Source organism: Tenacibaculum ascidiaceicola (genome assembly GCF_047470925.1).
Classification (GTDB): domain Bacteria; phylum Bacteroidota; class Bacteroidia; order Flavobacteriales; family Flavobacteriaceae; genus Polaribacter; species Polaribacter discolor.
On the sequence record NZ_JAZKJP010000011.1, the window covers coordinates 16,329 to 33,586 of the forward strand.

Below are 17,258 nucleotides of genomic sequence, written 5' to 3' on the forward strand. Positions count from 1 at the left end.
AATCTCCTAAGCTTATAAACAAACCAAACTAACTTAACGATTGCTCAATTGATTGTAAAATCAATTTTTAGGAATAATTAAGATGCTTTTTTAATAGTATAGCCAAAAGTAGCTGTACAAATAATATTTTGTTTCTTTTCTTCTTTTTTAGATACTGTTATATTGAAAATAATTTCAGTATCACTCAATTTTTTAATATTGTTTTTGATAACAAGCTTATCATTAAGGTAGGCATTGCCTAACAGATCAAATTCGATGCTGTTAAAACTAAAATTAGAAGAATCTGGATAAAAGTCTAAAGAAGTGTTCGCGCTAGATTCAATTTTATCATATAAAACAGAAGCTTTTAGCACTTTGTTTTTACTAACTTGTTTTTTGTTAACTATAAATTGGTTAGACTTATTGTTTGAAGTGATGTTTAATGTTTTCATGATAATTTTAAGGATTAAGTATTAGTAATTCCGGATCTCTGTAAAATGGATTTTGTACTGAGTACATTACTGTTGAGGCTACGTGTTTTCTAATTGAATTTCGATACTTAAAAGTGTTCATAATGTTTAAAATTTAAAATATTAGTAAATAAAAAAAGGTGCTTTTTTTTAAAAAGCACCTTGGTTAAGTTTTATAAAAATTGATTATTTAAAATCGATGTTTAAATCTGTTTCTTTGGGTGCTTTTAGTTACATATACATATTGTTTATGCATGCGGGCATTACACATAATCGAATTGATTGTGTTAAAAATAAACGTGTATGTGCCTAAAAGCGCCTTCATAATGATCCAAAAATAGTAAAAGTTTTTAATAATTGAATAAAATCAAAAAGTATTTAATGTTAAAGTTTTATCAATGTGAGCTTTATCAGTTTTTATAGTAGTAGTATAAATATGTATCTTTGATACGTAAACACTTATGATTATTTATGAAGATAATAGCAATGATTCCTGCACGTTATAGTGCATCACGTTTTCCAGGAAAATTAATGAAAGATTTAGGCGGAAAACCTGTAATTGTAAGAACTTATGAGGCTGCGGTAAAAGCTGATTTGTTTGATGAAGTGTATGTAGTAACAGACTCTGAAGTAATTTATAACTCTATAGAAAAGGTAGGAGGTAAGGTGTTAATGAGTAAAAAGGAACACGAATGTGGTTCTGATAGAATTGCTGAAGCGGTTGAAAACTTAGACGTAGATATCGTGGTAAACGTACAAGGAGATGAGCCCTTTATCGATACAGTTTCGTTATCAAAATTAATTAGTGTTTTTAAATCTGATATTCAAAAGGAAATTGATTTAGCATCGCTAAAAGTAAAAATGACGGATGAGGAAGATATTCAAAACTCTAATAACGTAAAGGTAATTACTGATATGAATGATTTTGCTATTTACTTTTCAAGAAGTGTAATTCCGTATCATCGAGATAAAGAAGTAGTGGTTAATTACTATAAACATAAGGGAGTTTATGCATTCAGAAAAGAAGCATTAATTGATTTTTACCACACACCTATGACTCCAATTGAGGCTGCTGAAAAAATTGAATGTATTCGCTATTTAGAAGTAGGAAAAAAAATTAAAATGATTGAAACTTCAGTAGAAAGTATTGGAATTGATACTCCTGAAGACTTAGAAAAAGCTATAAAATTATTAGAAAATGAATAACATTAAAATTATATCCTTTGATGCCGACGATACTCTTTGGGTAAATGAGACTTACTTTCGTGATGCAGAAGATGATTTTGCTCAATTATTGTCTGATTATGAAACAGAAAATAAAATTCATCAAGAATTATTTAAAAAGGAAATAGAAAACCTTAAAATATATGGCTATGGAGTAAAAGGTTTTATGTTGTCTATGGTTGAATGTGCTTTAGAGATTTCTAACTATAAAATCAGTCCAAAGAAAATGGAAGCAATTTTAGAGATAGGAAAAGAGATGTTAGAAAAGCCAATAGAGTTGTTAGATGGGGTAGAAGAGGTTCTACAAGAGTTACACGGAAAGTACAAGTTAATTGTAGCAACAAAAGGAGATTTGTTAGATCAAGAGCGTAAATTAGCTAAATCAGGAATCTTAAAATATTTTCACCACACAGAAGTAATGAGTGAGAAGAAAAAAGCCGATTATAAAAAACTAGTAAAACGGTTAGATATTAATCCTTCGGAGTTTTTAATGATAGGAAACTCATTAAAATCTGATGTGTTGCCGTTAATTGAAATAGGAGCTACTGCAATTCATGTTCCATTTCATACAACATGGGCGCACGAAGAAGTAAATGAAGAACAAAAATCGGATGCTTATAAAACAGTGTCTAATATTACAGATGTGTTAAAGTTTTTATAGATGAGATATCTAGATATTGAAAACTGGAATAGAAAAGAACTTTTTAAACATTTTAGGGCTTTAGCAGATCCAACTTTTGGTTTAGTAGCAGATGTAGATGTGTCTAAAACTTATCAATCGGCAAAAGATAAAAACCAATCCTTTTTTGTTCGGTATTTTCATGCTTGTATGAGAGCTATAAATGCCGTTGAAAACTTTAAATACAGAATAGAAGGAGATAAAGTTACAATTTATGATGTAATTAATGCATCAACAACCGTAGCAAGAACAGATACAACATTTGGTTTTTCTTATTTTGATTATTCTGAAGATTTTGAAACGTTTAACCAAAGTTATCTAGAAGAAAAAGAACGAATACAAAATACTACTAATTTATTACCTATTAGATATTCGTTAGGATGTATACACTCTTCAGCAATTCCTTGGGTAAGTTTTACAGGTCATAAAGAACCATTTTCAGGAAACAAAAATGATAGCGTTCCTCAATTGGCTTTTGGTAAAATAAAGCATGAAAATGATAAAATGTTAATGCCAGTAGCAGTAAATGTAAACCACGCTTTGGTAGATGGATATCATGTTGGGCAGTTTTTTGAAAAATTTCAACAAGAATTAGATAAAATCGATTAATTTTGCACTAAATATTTATAATTATGGCAAGCATAAAAAATTTAAAAAAAGATATTAACTATACATTAGGAGACATTATTAGTATTTGTCAAATAGCTACAGAATTAGATCCTGAAGCTGATAAAGCTAAAGCAAATGCTATCGTAGATGAAGTTATTGTAACTTTTGATGATTTAATTGCAAAAGTAAACGCAAAAAATGTTGAAGATAAAAAGGCTCACTACAAATCAGTAAATGCTGAGTTAGAGTCAAGAGCAAACGCTTTAATAGAAAAAGTAAATAGTTTATAAATACTATAAATTATATGTTTAAAAAGCGAGACTTATTTAAGTCTCGCTTTTTTTTTGATAAATTTTAACACTAACATTGGAATAAAATTTCGTAAATTACGTTCAGTATTTAATAACAGATAACCCCAATAAATATGGCAAGAGCTATGTACGAGTACACGAAAACTGTACTTCAAAAGGTTAGTTTTAACGCTGATTTATTTTGTAAAGAGCTTGAAAAAGCTTTAGGTAGATTACTACCTTATGAAATAGATGAACTAACTATTTGGCTAAAACAATTTACGGCTAATAAACCAGATTTATATGTTTGCTTAGCCTTAGTCGATAAGTAAAAAAAAGGAAGCTTTATAAGCTTCCTTTTTTTATTTTCGATGTTTCCTTTTTTCACCTTTTAGCTTTTTTATAAGCTTTCGGTGAAATTCGTGTTCAGCCACCTCTAAAGTGAGGATTTTTTTATCTGATAAAAAGGTAGAAAGGTTATCATAAAAATTAGTTTTAGTTTCATATTGTTCTTTTGAAACAGACTTAATTTTATTGACAATTTCTTTTGATTCTTTATCGGTTAAGCTATCAATTCCTCCACAACTAAGTATTTTCTTTTTTATACTGTAACGTTCTGCTTTATGAAGCTCAACCATTTTTTTATCGTACACATTGTATAATGGCCAGAACTTATCAGCTTCCTCTTCCGTTAGGTTTAACTTTTCAGAAAGAAAAGCTACTTTAAAAGCTTTAATTTTTTCATAGTTTCCCTTTTTAGTCTGTGATTGAACAGAAAAAAAAGAAGTAAAAGCTACTAATAATATAAGTAAGTGTTTCTTCATCATTGTTCTATTTCGTTTATAAGTGTAGGTATGTCAACAGAATCTAGGTAATCTTCTAGTGTTTCATCGCTAATAGAAGCAAATATATCTTCTTCTAGTTCTGAAGTGTTTATTGTTACTGCAAGTTCGCTGTTGTCAATGTCACCATATCCATTTTCATACCAAGATTCTATATCAGTAATAGTAATATCTTCAAAAGTAATTTTTTGAGTATTAAAATAATTAATACCAATAAAAAGCAAAACTGAAGCCGCTGCTGCTACAGGAATATATTGTAGAATTCTTTTACGTAAAGAAATTACTTTAGTTTCTGTAGTTTGTTCTGTTTCTAATTTTGATTGTATTTTAGCTTCAATCGTATCAAGATAACCGTCAGGGGCACTAAATGCTTTCTTTTTGGGTAAACTATCTATAAATACGGAAGTGTTAATTGTTTCTTCAACTTCTTCAAAATAGTTTTGAGGAGTAGAAAAACCACAATCTTTGCCAACCTGTTGGTTTATAAAATTTATAGTATGTTTTAATTTTTCATTCATTACCCTAGTAAGACTATTGTTTTTGTAAAAGGTTTAATTATAGTTCTTTATAAAATGTTCTATTTTTTTTGCAGCTATATGATACGAGGCTTTTAAAGCTCCAACTGAGGTGTCGAGTATCTCAGAAATTTCTTCATATTTCATTGTGTCAAAGTACTTCATGTTAAATACTAATTGTTGTTTTTGAGGTAATGTAGCAATTGCTTTTTGCAAAATAAGCTGAATTTCATCACCAGAAAACCAATAATCGCTATCTAGCGTAGAGGTTATTTGTAGTTGATAATCAGAAATATGTATGTTTTTTTCTTTAGCTTTTTTATTGATGAAGGTTATAGCTTCGTTAGTAGCTATTCTATACATCCAAGAAAACAGTTTACTGTCCCTTTTAAAATGATCAATATTTTTAAAAACTTTTATAAAAGTATTTTGTAAAACATCATCAGCATCTTCATGAGAAATTACAATTTTTCGTATATGCCAATACAATCGCTCTTTATATTGAGATACAAGGCTTTTAAAAGCAATCTCTTTGGTTGTAGACTGCTGTAATTGATCTATAAGTGTAATTTCGTCAATCAACTAAAACTGTTTAGCTGTTAGACTTTAAAGATAATAAAAGGTTTAAAAAGAGGTGTAAAAAGATTACTTAATTCTTTTTGTACATCCAAATAAACGTTTTTCCTTGATAGTTTCAGAAACTCCTTTAGGAAGCATTTCTTCCCATCCTTCTTCTCCGTTTTTTATTTTCTTTAAAACTTTTCTAGAAAAAATATGTAAGATGTTAGGATTGAAATCTTTAATATCAATTAAACGACCATTGTTTTTAAAGAACTTATAAAGTTCTTTCATTCTTGGATGTACTTTAAGGTTTTCGCTAGTTATATATTCACCTGTTTCCTCATTTTTATAAGGATACATATATACCTTTAAATCTCTATAGAAAAGTTTACCAAAAGCTTCTAAAATACCACCACTTAAATCACGGTAGTATTTTTCATCAAAAATTTGAATCAGGTTGTAAACTCCCATAGCAAGTCCCATACGTTCTTTAGTGTATTCACTAAAGTATTCTACTAGCTTGAAGTACTCTTGATAGTTGGTAATCATAACATTTTGACCAAGAGAACATAAAAGTTCAGCTCTATCTAAAAAGTCACGTTCATTAATTTCTCCTTCGGCACGAAGGTTACTCAAGGTAATCTCAAAAATAATTTTTGTCTTTTTTGGGTCTACTTTATTCTCGTCAAAGAATAATTGTTTAGCACGTTCAAACATATCCATATTTACCTTGGTAACAGGTCTGTAGCTACCACGAAGTGCTAAGATATTCTTTTTATAAAGTACTTGTGCTGGTAATAAGTTGTTTCCATCAGGACCAAACATTACAGCATTAGTCATCCCATTTTTAACAAGTTGTAAACTCATTAAACGATTATCAACATACATAAATCGAGGACCAGAGAAGTTAATCATATCAATCTCTAAACGGTCTTTATCAATGTTGTCGTAAAAAGACTTTAATAAGTCTTTTGGATTGTCATTTAAGTAGTAAGCTCCATAAATTAAGTTTACACCTAAAACACCTAACGTTTCTTGTTGCTGACGAGCATCAGTTTCTTTAAAACGGAGGTGTAAAACAATTTCGTTGTAATCTTCTAATGGATCTAACTGAAAACGAATACCAACCCAACCATGACCTTTGAATTTCTTAGTAAAGTTAATGGTTGCTACCGTGTTAGCATAACTAAAAAACAATTTATCAGGATGCTTTTGACGATCAAGACGCTCCTCAATTAAATCCATTTCATGCTTTAGCATCTTTTTTAATCTAGGTTCAGTAACATAACGATTGTCTTTTTCAACTCCATAAATGGCATCAGAAAAGTCTTTGTCATAAGCACTCATGGCTTTTGCTATTGTACCAGAAGCTCCACCAGCTCTAAAAAAATTACGAACAGTTTCTTGACCAGCTCCAATCTCTGCAAAAGTTCCATATATATGAGCGTTTAAATTAATTTTTAACGACTTCATTTTAGTAGTTGGTACAGTACTTATCTTTTGATCTCCTTTTAACGTAATTGCCATTTTGTTATTTTTAGTTACGTAGTACAAATGTACTGAAATTACAAACGAACAGACAATTTTTGTTGTATTTTTGTGGTGAAAATGAAGAAAAAAAATCAAGTAAAAATAACTTTTTTAGGAACAGGAACTTCTACTGGAGTTCCAATGATTACAAGTAAACATCCTGTAGCTTTATCTAAAAACCCGAAAGACAAAAGATTACGATCTTCGGTGTTGGTTTCATGGAATGATATTAATTATGTGATTGATTGCGGACCTGATTTTCGTCAGCAAATGATGCGTGAAGAAGTGGCGTCAATAAACGGAATTTTATTTACACATGAACATGCTGATCATATAGCTGGTTTAGATGAAATAAGGCCGTATTGTTTTCAAATAGGTCCAGTACCTATTTATTTAACAGAAAGAGTACTGGGAGTTTTACAAAAGCGATACGATTATATATTCGCAAATGAAAACCGATATCCAAGTGCACCAAGTGTAGCTCCAACCATTATATCACATAAAAAAAGTTTTGAGTTAGATGGAGTAGAGGTAACACCAATTGAAGTAATGCATGGTAATTTGCCAATTCTCGGATACCGTTTTAATAATGTAGCTTATATAACTGATATTAAAACTATTTCTAAAGAAGAGAAAGAAAAACTAAATGATTTAGATGTTTTAATTGTTACAGGTTTGCGAAGAGAGCCACATAAAACACATTTTAATTTAGAAGAATCATTAAGTTTTATAGAAGAGATTAAACCTAAGAAAGCATATCTAACCCATATTAGTGAGCTTTTGGGGTTACATGATGAGGTTGAAAAAGAGTTGCCTGAGAATGTGTTTTTAGCTTATGATGGATTACAAGTTTAGTATTAAAAATATCAATACTACAATCAATATAAATTACCTGAAGTAATTGATGATTTTAAAATAGCTTCTTATTTTTACTTTAAATTTTACAGCATGAAAATTATTATATCGCCAGCAAAATCGTTAGACTTTGAAAACAAAGCGACTACCGATGTATATACACAACCTAGGTTTTTAGAACAATCTGAAAAATTAAATAAGAAATTAAAAACATTATCAAGAAAAAAATTGAGTGAGTTAATGAAGATTTCTGATGATTTAGCAAGTTTAAATTATGACAGAAATCAAGATTGGCAACCTCCTTTTTCTTTAGATAATGCAAAACAAGCAGTGTTTGCATTTACAGGAGAAGTATATAGAGGGATTGATGCTAATTCAATTTCAGAAGATAAGATTCCTGTTTTACAAGAAAAGTTGAGAATTTTATCAGGGCTGTATGGTTTACTAAAACCTTTAGATTTAATTCAGCCATATCGTTTGGAAATGGGAACTAAGTTAAAAGTAGGAAGAAGAGAAAACTTATATAAGTTCTGGGATACTACATTAGCTGAGTCACTAAATGAAGAGTTAGAAGAGGGGGAGTTGTTAATCAACTTAGCAAGCACAGAGTATTTTAAAGCACTTCCTAAAAAAGCATTAAAAGTACCTATGATAACCCCAGTTTTTAAAGATTTTAAAAACGGACAGTATAAAACGATTATGACATTTGCTAAAAAAGCGAGGGGATTAATGGTGCGTTACATTATAGATAATAATGTAGAAACTTTAGAAGAATTAAAAGGTTTTGATGTGGAAGGATATGGTTTTTCTGAAGAAATGTCTACTGAAACAGAATTAGTTTTCACAAGATAAATGAAACGAAAAAAAGTTGCTATTCTTTTTCTTTTAAGTTGTTTATTAATTGTTATTGCTATTTACACATCAAATAAAGTAATAATTAAAAATGCGGAAGAAAAACTATTTAATACTACTGAAACAATTCCTAAAAACAAAGTAGGATTGTTATTAGGTACGGTAAAGTATCTATCTGATGGTAGAGTGAATTTGTACTATCAATTTCGATTGAATGCTGCTGTGGAGTTATATAAAGCAAAGAAGATTGATTTTATTTTAGTTAGTGGTGATAATGGGTCTGAAGGATATGATGAACCAACCGATTTTAAAAATGATTTGATTAAAGCAGGAATTCCTGAGGATAAAATATATTTAGATTATGCTGGTTTTAGAACTTTAGATTCGGTAGTAAGAATTAAAGAAATTTTCGGGCAGACTTCAGTAACTATTATCTCTCAACAATTCCATAATGAAAGAGCTTTATATTTAGCAAACCATTTTGAGATTGATGCAATAGGATATAATGCTAAAGGAGTTTCAGGCAAAAAAGCAATAAAAGTCCAGCTAAGAGAGTACTTAGCTAGAGTAAAAGTTTTTATTGATATCCTTTTTAATATAAAACCTAAATTTTTAGGAGAACCAATAGAGATAAAATAGTAGAGATTAACAGTCCGCTAATCGTACAGTTACGGCCAAACCTCCTTCTGAAGTTTCTTTATAATTCCTATTCATATCTTTAGCTGTTTCCCACATGGTATCAACTACTTTGTCTAAAGGTACTTTAGAGTCTTTTGGGTTTGTTTCTAAAGCTAATTCAGCAGCGTTGATAGCTTTAATGGCTCCCATAGCGTTACGCTCAATACAAGGTACTTGTACTAATCCGCCAATAGGATCACATGTAAGACCTAAATGATGTTCCATAGCAATTTCAGCAGCAACTAAGCATTGTGATGGGGTTCCGCCTAATAATTCTGTTAATGCAGCAGCGGCCATGGCAGAAGATACACCAATTTCAGCTTGACAACCACCCATAGCGGCAGAAATTGTAGCATTTTTCTTAAAGATACTTCCTATTTCTCCAGCAACAAGTAAGAATTTTTTAACATGCTCAAAAGTAGCATCGTGGTTTTCTATTACTAAGTAATACATTATTACAGCAGGAATAACTCCAGCACTTCCATTAGTAGGAGCGGTAACAACTCTACCTAAAGCAGCGTTTACCTCGTTAACAGATAAGGCTAAACAACTTACCCATTTTAAAATTTCACGAAACTTAACTTCGGTGCCTCTAATAGCAGTAATCCATTCTTGTTGATTAGTGTATTGAGCATCTTTAATAAGTTTTTGGTGTGTTTCAAATGCACGTCGCTTTACATTTAATCCGCCAGGTAAAATTCCTTGAGTATGACAACCTATGTACATACACTCTAACATTGTATTCCAAATACGGTATAATTCTTTGTCAATTTCCTCTGCAGAATTAATTACAAGTTCGTTTTGGTAAACAATATCAGAAATATTTAACCCTTCCTTTTCACAATAGGCTTCAAGCTCAGTAGCTCTGTTGATTGGAAATGGAAAATTTTGTTTATTAATTTCAATATCTTCAGCAAGATTATCATCTTCTTGTACAATAAAACCTCCACCAATAGAATAGTATGTTTCCGTAGAAATCTCTACACCGTTAGCAAATCCTCTAAAAGTCATTCCATTGGCATGAAAAGGTAAAAACTCCTTATTGAATGTTACTGAGCCATTGGTAAAAGCAATATTTCTTTCATTATTAAAAAATAAAAGCTCTTTGGTTTGAATATCACTAATAATAACATCGATTGTTTCAATAGGGATATATTCCGGATCAGCACCACTTAAACCTAATAAAACAGCTAAATCTGTCGCGTGCCCTTTACCAGTTAAAGAAAGAGAACCATACAAGTCTACCTTTATTTCTTCGATTAAAAGAAATTCATTCGTTTCTTTTAATTTTTGTATCCACTGTTGGGCGGCTCTCCAAGGACCTAAGGTATGGGAGCTAGAAGGTCCCACCCCAATTTTAAGCATATCAAAAACGCTAATAAATTGCGACATAAATATAAGTTGTTTGTTGGTGGCTAAAATAAAAAAAGTCCTGTATTTAAAACTTAAATACAGGACTTATATTTCTTAAAAGAATATTATTACATTCCGTAAACAGACTCTTTATCAAATTTCTTAACTAACATGTAGTATACAACTGCACGATATTTATTTCTTTCAGACTTTCCAATTCTCTCCATCACTTCTCCAATAGCCTTATCTAATTCAGGTCCATCAGCTAAACCTAATTTTTTCATTAAAAAGTTTTTCTTAACTGTTTCTAGTTCTTTAGGATCACTACCTGATACTGTTTCAGCATCATTTTTATAAATAGAAGGTCCTAATCCTTTAGTTACAGCAGTTAATAAATCAGTATTAGAACGAATATCTCTATCGTCCATGAATTTTTTATAAAGTGCTACTTTTTCGTCAAATTTACTCATGATTTTTTGTTTAAAATTAGATATTAATTTTTTGTTCTTTCAAATATAGAAAAATAATTAACTCTTTCAAATAACTTAGTGTTAATAAGAAAGAGAGCTTATTATTGTTAATTAAATTGTTGAAAAGAAATAAGCAAATAGGTAATTAGGTACTGTTCTTGTAGTAAATTTATATAAATTCAAATCTGTAGCCTATGTCATTATCAAAATTTGAATCCATGTTGAAAACCAATGAGGTATATTTTTTTGATGCTGTAGAATTTGAAACAATTATAGAGCATTATTTAAATATAGGTAAACAGTCGTTGGCAAAAAAAGCTGTACAGCTAGGTTTAGAACAGCATCCATCTTCAATTCAATTAAAATTAATGAAAGTAGAAATTTTAATTTTTGAAGACGAATTGCATGAAGCAATTAAGATGCTATCTAATATTGAGGCTGTAGAACCTCATAATGATGAGGTATTTATTCAAAAAGCAATTATCTTATCTAAAAAGAAACAGCACACTGAAGCAATTGCTATTTTAAAAGAATCTTTGCAGTATATAGAAGATCCGTCTGATATTTGGTCTATGATAGGTATGGAGTATCTATATCTAGATGATTTTGAAAATGCACGTTTAAACTTTGCTAAATGTATTGAGGTAGATTATGAAGACTATTCATCGTTATACAATATTGTATATTGTTTTGATATGCAAGATAGTCATGAGGATGCGATAAAATTTTTAAACTCATATTTAGATAAAAATCCTTATTGCGAAGTTGCGTGGCATCAATTAGGAAGGCAATATTTTGAGTTAGGTTTGTTTAAGGAAGCTTTAACAGCCTTTGATTATGCAGTGTTGATTGATGATAGTTTTATAGGGGGGTATTTAGAGAAAGCAAAATCTTTAGAAGAGTTAAAGAGATATGAAGAAGCTATAGAAAATTATTTAGTTACACTAGAACTAGATGATCCAACAGCTTATGCCTACATAAGAATAGGAGAGTGTTACGAGAAACTTGAGAATACACAAACAGCAATACACTTTTATAAAAAAGCAGTACATGAAGATCCACTTTTAGATAGAGGATGGATTTTGTTAACAAATGCTTGTTATAATCAAGAGAACTATCAAAAAGCACTGTATTACATTAATAAAGCTATACATATAGATGAGGCAAACGTTTTATACTGGAGACGTTACGGAGATATCAATTTAAAACTCAATTTTTACGAAGAATCCGTTAAAGCTTTTAGAACTTGCTTATCACTTGGAGATAGAGAAATTGAAATATATGTTGCATTGGCTGACCTTCTACTGTTTTTAGGGGAATTTAATGAAGCTCTTAAAATATTAATTCAAGCAAAGAAAACGTATAAAGAATTTGCAGAAATAGAGTATAGACTTTGTGGGTTATTTATGATTCTTGGTAAAGAGGAATATAGTGTAACACATTTAAATAACGCTTTAACTATCGATTTTGAGTATCATACAATTGTAAAAGAGTTGTATCCTTCTGTTTTTGAAAACAAAAGAATACAAAAAATTATATCTAATTATGATAAAGCTGTTCAATAAAGGTTTTCGTATCTAACATTTGTAAGGATTAATTGTGTTAAGAAACAAACTTCCATATTTTCCTTAAAATTAAAATACAAATTAAGGTGATTATTGAAAGTGTTGTAGCAAGAACTATTTCACCATAAATCCAATTTCCAGTGGCAAATAAGAAGCTGTAGACACCTATAGTTCCAGTTATAAATCCTACAATTTTATATCCAACATTTTTAAACTTATTATCGCTCTCAAAAATAATATTATCAAATTTTTCTAGAGTTTTAGCATCGGTAGGTTGTGTTAAAAGGGTTACAATAACCCAACCTACTGTAGTAACCAAAACACCAATAATTAATTGCCAATAACCTGCAATTTGAATAAATGGAGATTCCATTTTTCCATTGATAAAAAAGAAAACAGCAATTATAAAAGATATAGCCATTGCAGCAATTTCACTATACGGGTTGATTCTACTCCAAAACCAACGTAAAATGAATAACAGTCCAGTTCCTGCACCAATTTGTAGTAGTAAATCAAAAACTCCTTTGGCTGATTGTAAGTAGAAAGAAAAAAGAGCGGCACATAACATTAAAACTACAGTTGATATTCTACCAACTACTACCTTTTGCTTTTCAGAAGCCTCTTTATTAATAAACCTACTATAAAAATCATTTACAACATATGAGCTACCCCAGTTTAACTGAGTAGAAATTGTACTCATAAAAGCAGCGATTAATGAAGTCAATACAATTCCTAATAAACCTGCTGGTAAATAGGTCATCATTGCAGCATAAGCCACATCGTGTCCTTGCATTTCAGTAGTTAAACCAGGAAATGCTTGATTCATACTTTCTAAACTTGGAAAAATAATTAATGAAGCCAAGCCTACAATAATCCATGGCCAAGGACGTAATGCATAATGCGCAAAATTGAAAAATAAAGTAGCCCATGTAGCATTTTTTTCATCTTTGGCGGCCAACATACGTTGTGCGATATAACCACCTCCACCAGGTTCAGCTCCAGGGTACCATGTACTCCACCATTGTACAGCAAAAGGAATAATAAATAAAGTAATTAAAGCTTCTTTGTCTGAAAAATCAGGAAACATTGCTAGTTTATCACTTACGTTTGGGTGCGTTAATAAATTTGAAAGCCCGTCAATTTCTGGTAAACTAACAATATATATAGTGGCCCAAACAGAACCAATCATAGCAATTAAAAACTGAACAAAATCAGTAAGTAACACACCTTTTAATCCACCTAAAGAAGAATAAATAACAACAATTATTGAAGAATACAATAGTGTCTCTTCTTGTGATATTCCTAATAAAATATTAGCAATTTTAGCTCCAGCCAAACAAACACCTGCCATTGTAATTACGTTAAAAATAACACCTAAATAAATAGCTCTAAAACCTCTTAAAAAGCTAGCCATTTTACCAGAGTAGCGTAACTCATAAAACTCTAAATCGGTAGTTATACCTGATTTTCTCCATAGCTTAGCATAAAAAAACACGGTAAGCATTCCTGTAAGAAGCATTGCCCACCAAACCCAGTTACCTGAAACACCATTTTTTCTAACTAATTCGGTAACCAATCCAGGAGTATCTGCAGCAAATGTAGTTGCTACCATAGAAACTCCTAATAACCACCATGGCATGTTTCTTCCTGATAAAAAGAATTCAGAACTATTCTTACCTGCTGATTTTGAAGCCCAAAGACCAATAAGTAATGAAAGAATAAAAAATCCAAAAATAATAATGTAATCAAGAGAGGTTAATAGCATAGTTTGTTTTATTTGTTGGCTAAAAGTAACCAAATAAAATGAAACGTTAAATTTCAATTAAAATGCAAAAATGAATTTGTTGTTTTTTACTTAAAAATGACTAAAATTGAGTAAATTTGATATTCGTTTTATGAGAAAAATAAAAAAAATAGCAGTGATGACTTCTGGAGGGGATGCTCCAGGAATGAATGCCGCGATACGATCTGTTGTAAGGACTTGTGCTTATTATCGTACAGATTGTATGGGGATTTATAGAGGGTACCAAGGATTAATAGAAGGAGATTTAATTCCTTTAACCGCTAGGAGTGTAAATAATATTATTCATAAAGGAGGAACGATATTAAAATCGGCTCGATCAAAAGATTTTAGAACTAAAGAAGGAAGACAGAAAGCTTATGAAAGCTTAAAAAAGAATAATGTAGATGCTTTAGTAGTAATCGGAGGAGATGGTTCTTTTACGGGAGGAGTGATTTTTAACAAAGAGTTCAATTTCCCTATTATAGGAATTCCAGGAACAATAGATAATGACATTTCAGGAACAAGTCATACGCTTGGTTACGATACAGCCTTAAATACAGCTGTAGAGGCTATTGATAAGATTAGAGATACAGCTTCTTCTCATAATAGACTTTTCTTTGTTGAGGTTATGGGGCGTGATGCTGGGTTTATAGCATTAAATGCAGGTGTTGGTGCAGGAGCTGAAGAAATTTTAATTCCTGAAGAAGATTTAGGGTTAGAAAGAATGTTAGAATCGTTAAAGAAAAGTAGAAGATCAGGAAAATCATCAAGTATAGTAGTAGTTTCTGAAGGAGATAAAACTGGAAAAAATGTATTTGAACTGGCTGATTATGTAGAGGAAAATTTGCCTGAATATGAGGTAAGGGTTTCTGTGTTAGGACATATGCAAAGAGGAGGTTCTCCATCTTGTTTTGATAGAGTTTTAGCAAGTAGATTAGGTGTAAGTGCTGTTGAATTATTACTTGACGGAAAAACAAATTTGATGGTAGGGTTGAAAGATAATAAAGTAATTTCTACCGATTTAGAAAAAGCAATCAAAGGTCAACATAATATTGATACCGAATTATTACGCGTATCTGATATTATGACCACTTAAATATGAATATAAAATTTTAAATAATGATAAAAATAGGAATTAACGGATTTGGAAGAATTGGTCGATTAGCATTCCGTTCTGCAATGAAAAGAGACAACATTCAAGTTGTGGCTATTAACGATTTGTTAGATGTAGATTATTTAGCCTATTTATTGAAGTATGATTCTGTTCATGGACGTTTTGAAGGAGATGTTGAAGTAAAAGATGGAAACTTAGTTGTAAATGGACAAACAATAAGAATAACTGCGGAAAGAAATCCTGAAAATTTAAAATGGAATGAAGCCGGAGCAGAGTATGTAATTGAATCTACAGGTTTCTTTACAGACAAAGATAAGGCAGCAATGCATATTACAGGAGGAGCGAAGAAAGTAATTATTTCAGCGCCTTCTAAAGATGCTAATATGTATGTTATGGGGGTAAACCATAAAGAATTAACGGCTGATGAAAATATCTTTTCAAATGCTTCGTGTACAACAAATTGTTTAGGGCCATTAACAAAAGTAATTCACGATAACTTTGGGTTAAAAGAAGGTTTGATGACTACGGTTCATGCAGCAACATCAACACAAAACACAGTTGACGGACCTAACAAAAAATGGAGAAGAGGACGTTCAGTAGTTAACAATATTATACCTACATCAACAGGAGCAGCAAAAGCTGTAACAAAGGTTATTCCAGAATTAGAAGGTAAATTAACAGGTATGGCTGTTAGAGTTCCTGTGGCGGATGTTTCTTTGGTTGATTTAACGTTTAGAACAGATAAAGCGACTTCGTTAAAAGAAATTTTAGCAACATTAAAAGAAGCTTCAGAAGGTGAATTTAAAGGAATTTTAGGATATACTGAAGATGAGGTAGTATCACAAGATTTTGTTTCAGAAACAAGAACATCAGTAATTGATGCCGATGCTTGTTTAGAGTTAAACGAAAACTTTTTCAAGGTAATTTCTTGGTACGATAATGAGTTTGGATATGCTACTAAAATTGTAGATTTACTAGAGTATTCAGCTTCTTTATAAAAGCATAAAATATTTTGTAATATTGTATTCCCGCTTTTTGCGGGAATACTTTTTTAAACACTATTTATGGAAATAGCAATTATAGCACATGATGGAATGAAAGCTGAAATGGTTCAGTTTTTAAATGAGCACAAAGAAGTTTTACGTCAAAAAAGTGTTCAGTTAATTTCAACGGGAACAACAGGAGAGAAAGCAGAAAAAGCAGGTTTTGAGGTAACAAAATATTTATCAGGGCCTATTGGTGGTGATGCACAAATTGCTGGTAGAGTAGCAGAAGGGAAATGTCAAATGGTATTATTTTTTAGAGATCCTTTAGCAAAGCATCCACATGAACCAGATATTTCTATGTTAATGCGTTTGTGTGATGTTCACGATGTACCGTTAGCTACAAATCCATCAACAGCAGAATTATTAATAAAAGCGATATAATAAAAAAATCCACTTTCAAAAAGTGGATTTTTTTATTTATTCATGTTTTTAAGATTGGCTTACTTAACAGCAATCATACTAATTTCTACATTTACAAACTTAGGTAAGTTAGCAACTTCCACAGTTTCACGAGCAGGAGCTGTAGCCTCATCAAAATACTCACCATAAACAGCATTTATTTTTGAAAAGTTATGCATATCTGAAATAAAAATAGAAGTCTTAATAACGTTTTCAAATGTCATATCAGCTGCAGCTAATACTTCTTTCATGTTTTGCATTACTTGTTTTGTTTCTGCTTCAATAGAATCTAAAACTAACTCATCAGTTTCAGGGTTAATTGCTATTTGTCCAGAAGTATATAAAGTATTTCCGCTAAGTACAGCTTGATTATATGGTCCAATTGGAGCTGGAGCTTTATCAGTTGTGATTATTTTTTTCATTCTTGCTTGAGTTTATAAAGTT

The 17,258-nt window shown here is 30.8% G+C and carries 21 protein-coding genes; 12 read left to right on the forward strand and 9 right to left on the reverse strand.

The features are described from left to right. Positions 1-77: 77 nt before the first annotated feature. Complete coding sequence (locus VBY68_RS11215) at positions 78-431, reverse strand: hypothetical protein (RefSeq protein ID WP_121147205.1); 354 nt, start codon at positions 429-431, stop codon at positions 78-80. Between the two features lie 489 nt (positions 432-920). Between VBY68_RS11215 and kdsB the strand changes: the two genes are divergently transcribed. The 5 genes from kdsB to VBY68_RS11240 all read left to right on the forward strand — a co-directional run bounded on the left by kdsB (position 921) and on the right by VBY68_RS11240 (position 3,583). Next, entirely contained in the window at positions 921-1,655 is a 735-nt protein-coding gene (kdsB, locus tag VBY68_RS11220; RefSeq protein ID WP_124591064.1) for a 3-deoxy-manno-octulosonate cytidylyltransferase, read from the forward strand. Then, positions 1,648-2,334 carry an HAD family hydrolase gene (locus VBY68_RS11225; protein WP_099216266.1) on the forward strand — a complete coding sequence of 229 codons (687 nt, stop codon included), beginning with the start codon at positions 1,648-1,650 and terminating at the stop codon, positions 2,332-2,334. Before kdsB ends, VBY68_RS11225 begins: the two co-directional genes overlap by 8 nt. Beyond that, the gene (locus tag VBY68_RS11230) at positions 2,335-2,961 is read left to right on the forward strand and encodes a chloramphenicol acetyltransferase (RefSeq protein WP_099216265.1); all 627 of its coding nucleotides are present in this window, start codon (positions 2,335-2,337) and stop codon (positions 2,959-2,961) included. Between the two features lie 23 nt (positions 2,962-2,984). After that, the gene (locus VBY68_RS11235; RefSeq protein WP_099216264.1) at positions 2,985-3,251 is read left to right on the forward strand and encodes a hypothetical protein; all 267 of its coding nucleotides are present in this window, start codon (positions 2,985-2,987) and stop codon (positions 3,249-3,251) included. 134 nt (positions 3,252-3,385) lie between these two features. After that, positions 3,386-3,583: a hypothetical protein gene (locus VBY68_RS11240; protein WP_047789135.1), complete on the forward strand. Its 198-nt coding sequence runs from the start codon at positions 3,386-3,388 to the stop codon at positions 3,581-3,583. 30 nt (positions 3,584-3,613) lie between these two features. Here the strand turns inward: VBY68_RS11240 and VBY68_RS11245 are convergent, their stop codons facing one another. From VBY68_RS11245 to VBY68_RS11260, 4 genes are all read right to left on the reverse strand, one after another. After that, positions 3,614-4,078, reverse strand: a complete 465-nt coding sequence (locus tag VBY68_RS11245) for a sensor of ECF-type sigma factor (RefSeq protein ID WP_147431716.1) — start codon at positions 4,076-4,078, stop codon at positions 3,614-3,616. Next, entirely contained in the window at positions 4,075-4,611 is a 537-nt protein-coding gene (locus VBY68_RS11250; protein WP_099216262.1) for a hypothetical protein, read from the reverse strand. Before VBY68_RS11250 ends, VBY68_RS11245 begins: the two co-directional genes overlap by 4 nt. A gap of 33 nt (positions 4,612-4,644) precedes the next feature. Then, a complete protein-coding gene (locus VBY68_RS11255) occupies positions 4,645-5,190 on the reverse strand; it encodes an RNA polymerase sigma factor (protein WP_121147208.1) in 546 nt (181 codons plus the stop codon). Positions 5,191-5,253: 63 nt separating this feature from the next. Continuing rightward, positions 5,254-6,696: a nicotinate-nucleotide adenylyltransferase gene (locus VBY68_RS11260; protein ID WP_099216260.1), complete on the reverse strand. Its 1,443-nt coding sequence runs from the start codon at positions 6,694-6,696 to the stop codon at positions 5,254-5,256. A gap of 81 nt (positions 6,697-6,777) precedes the next feature. Here VBY68_RS11260 and VBY68_RS11265 point away from each other — a divergent pair, with 81 nt between their 5' ends. From VBY68_RS11265 to VBY68_RS11275, 3 genes are all read left to right on the forward strand, one after another. After that, positions 6,778-7,554 (forward strand): MBL fold metallo-hydrolase, encoded by a 777-nt coding sequence (locus VBY68_RS11265; protein WP_415269785.1) that lies wholly within the window; start codon positions 6,778-6,780, stop codon positions 7,552-7,554. Positions 7,555-7,647: 93 nt separating this feature from the next. Beyond that, positions 7,648-8,406 (forward strand): peroxide stress protein YaaA, encoded by a 759-nt coding sequence (gene yaaA / locus VBY68_RS11270; RefSeq protein ID WP_415269786.1) that lies wholly within the window; start codon positions 7,648-7,650, stop codon positions 8,404-8,406. After that, positions 8,407-9,045, forward strand: coding sequence for a SanA/YdcF family protein (locus VBY68_RS11275; RefSeq protein WP_415269787.1), 639 nt, complete (start codon positions 8,407-8,409; stop codon positions 9,043-9,045). Positions 9,046-9,051: 6 nt separating this feature from the next. On the opposite strand, the gene VBY68_RS11280 is transcribed toward VBY68_RS11275, so the two are convergent. Both VBY68_RS11280 and VBY68_RS11285 read right to left on the reverse strand, forming a co-directional pair. Continuing rightward, a complete protein-coding gene (locus tag VBY68_RS11280) occupies positions 9,052-10,476 on the reverse strand; it encodes an L-serine ammonia-lyase (protein WP_415269788.1) in 1,425 nt (474 codons plus the stop codon). Between the two features lie 89 nt (positions 10,477-10,565). Then, the gene (locus VBY68_RS11285; protein ID WP_099216255.1) at positions 10,566-10,907 is read right to left on the reverse strand and encodes a DUF2853 family protein; all 342 of its coding nucleotides are present in this window, start codon (positions 10,905-10,907) and stop codon (positions 10,566-10,568) included. A 194-nt stretch (positions 10,908-11,101) separates the two neighbouring features. Between VBY68_RS11285 and VBY68_RS11290 the strand changes: the two genes are divergently transcribed. Further along, positions 11,102-12,472, forward strand: coding sequence for a tetratricopeptide repeat protein (locus VBY68_RS11290; protein WP_099216254.1), 1,371 nt, complete (start codon positions 11,102-11,104; stop codon positions 12,470-12,472). Positions 12,473-12,509: 37 nt separating this feature from the next. Here the strand turns inward: VBY68_RS11290 and VBY68_RS11295 are convergent, their stop codons facing one another. Beyond that, positions 12,510-14,237: a sodium:solute symporter family protein gene (locus VBY68_RS11295; RefSeq protein ID WP_415269789.1), complete on the reverse strand. Its 1,728-nt coding sequence runs from the start codon at positions 14,235-14,237 to the stop codon at positions 12,510-12,512. Between the two features lie 130 nt (positions 14,238-14,367). Here VBY68_RS11295 and pfkA point away from each other — a divergent pair, with 130 nt between their 5' ends. The 3 genes from pfkA (at position 14,368) to VBY68_RS11310 (ending at position 16,796) form a co-directional block, all read left to right on the forward strand. Next, entirely contained in the window at positions 14,368-15,351 is a 984-nt protein-coding gene (pfkA, locus tag VBY68_RS11300) for a 6-phosphofructokinase (RefSeq protein WP_028891044.1), read from the forward strand. Positions 15,352-15,374: 23 nt separating this feature from the next. Further along, positions 15,375-16,367, forward strand: coding sequence for a type I glyceraldehyde-3-phosphate dehydrogenase (gene gap, locus VBY68_RS11305; protein WP_415269790.1), 993 nt, complete (start codon positions 15,375-15,377; stop codon positions 16,365-16,367). A 66-nt stretch (positions 16,368-16,433) separates the two neighbouring features. Next, complete coding sequence (locus VBY68_RS11310) at positions 16,434-16,796, forward strand: methylglyoxal synthase (RefSeq protein WP_099216252.1); 363 nt, start codon at positions 16,434-16,436, stop codon at positions 16,794-16,796. 59 nt (positions 16,797-16,855) lie between these two features. On the opposite strand, the gene VBY68_RS11315 is transcribed toward VBY68_RS11310, so the two are convergent. Then, a complete protein-coding gene (locus tag VBY68_RS11315) occupies positions 16,856-17,236 on the reverse strand; it encodes a Rid family detoxifying hydrolase (RefSeq protein ID WP_415269791.1) in 381 nt (126 codons plus the stop codon). Positions 17,237-17,258 lie beyond the last annotated feature (22 nt).